General features: G+C 71.0%; 1 protein-coding gene. It reads left to right on the top strand.

Annotated elements, in window-relative coordinates; all coding sequences use genetic code 11:
- Positions 1-451: 451 nt before the first annotated feature.
- Positions 452-1,360 carry an SCO1860 family LAETG-anchored protein gene (locus tag ACFVWD_RS58355; protein WP_389607309.1) on the top strand — a complete coding sequence of 303 codons (909 nt, stop codon included), beginning with the start codon at positions 452-454 and terminating at the stop codon, positions 1,358-1,360.
- Positions 1,361-1,467: the final 107 nt, after the last annotated feature.

Below are 1,467 nucleotides of genomic sequence, written 5' to 3' on the forward strand. Positions count from 1 at the left end.
CCGGGCACAGACCCAAGTACATCCAGTACGAGGGCCTGTGCCCGGCACGCCGAGAGCACGCTCCCCCAAGCTCTCGACTCCGCTCGAGCAGGGGGGACCTCCATGACGCCGCAGGGCCCGCCCTCCGGGCGGACGACGGGAATGTGACGACAGGACCTAGCGGCGGAGAGGTTGTCGGTCGTCCGGGCGCCCGGTTGACGGAGCGTTACGCGTCCGCCGGTCGCCTCGTTACGCACCACCGTGCGCGCTCCGGAGCGTCGACCGGCGTGTTCGGGGCGGGGCAGTTGAGTGGGTGACGGTGGGGAACATTCGTGCCCAGCGGCGTCGTGAGATTCGAACGAACTCCCGGAAACCCCACGTTGGAGTGAAGTCACGTCAGGTTGCTGACTGTTCACTCTCGGTGCGTAATTCTTGCCGGGTCCCAAGCTGTTCTCTCCTGGGGGTCCCACCTTTGAACGCCAACACCAACTTCCGCATGCCCGTACGCCGTTTCGCCGCCGGCGCGGCGGCCACCGTCCTCGCCGCCGGTCCGGTGGTGCTGGCTGGTGCGGGTTCCGCGCACGCGAGCGCCGACCACGGTCGCGCGAGCGCCGTCGTGCTGCGCACCGGGCTCGACGTGTCCCTGCTCAACAAGACCGTGAACGTTCCGCTCGCGGTCTCCCTCAACGAGGTGCGGGCGCCGCAGAGCGCCGAGCGGACCACGCTGACGGCGAGGCTGGACGGGGTCGACGGTGGGCAGCCGTTCAGTGTGCTGCGGGCGGATGTCGCCTCCGCGAAGGCGACGGTGTCCGCGTCGGGGGCCGAGGCGTCCACGAACCTCACCCATGCGCGGATCCATGTCCCCGGGCTGCCGCTGCTGTCCCTCATCGAGGTCGGGCAGGTGACCTCGAAGGCGACCTGTGAGACGGGTCGCAAGCCCGTGGCTTCCGCCACGCTTCTGGGCGGGGTGACCGTTCTCGGCAAGAAGGTGACGCTGACGGTGGGCGGTCCGACGGAGGTGAAGGTGCCGGGGGTCGGCGAGGTCCGGCTCGACTTCTCCCGGACGCGGACCACGTCCCGTACGGCGGCCGCGTCCGCGCTCGAACTCAAGGTCTCCGTCAACCCGTTGAAGCTGAACGTGGCGGATGTGGAAGGCACCCTGACCCTGGGGTCCGTCACCTGCGAGACCCCGGCCGCGGCGCCTGTCTCCGCCCCTGCCTCAGTTTCCGCTCCCGACATCAAGCCCCAGGGGGCACCTGCGGAGTCGGGCCTCGCGGAGACCGGCGGCACGTCGACCACTCCGTTCGTGGTGGGTGCGGCGGTCGTGCTCCTGGCGGCGGGCGGGGCGGCCGTCGCCCTGGGGCGCCGCCGCCGCTCCTGACCCCGACCTGTTCTCGCCCCCGCCGCCCCTACCCTCCCCCAAGCTCTCGGCTTCGCTCGAGCAGGGGGGACCCCCATCATCCTCAACCTGGGGGCTCCGCCCCCAGA

It is taken from the genome of Streptomyces sp. NPDC058086, from assembly GCF_042885015.1.
Taxonomy (GTDB): domain Bacteria; phylum Actinomycetota; class Actinomycetes; order Streptomycetales; family Streptomycetaceae; genus Streptomyces.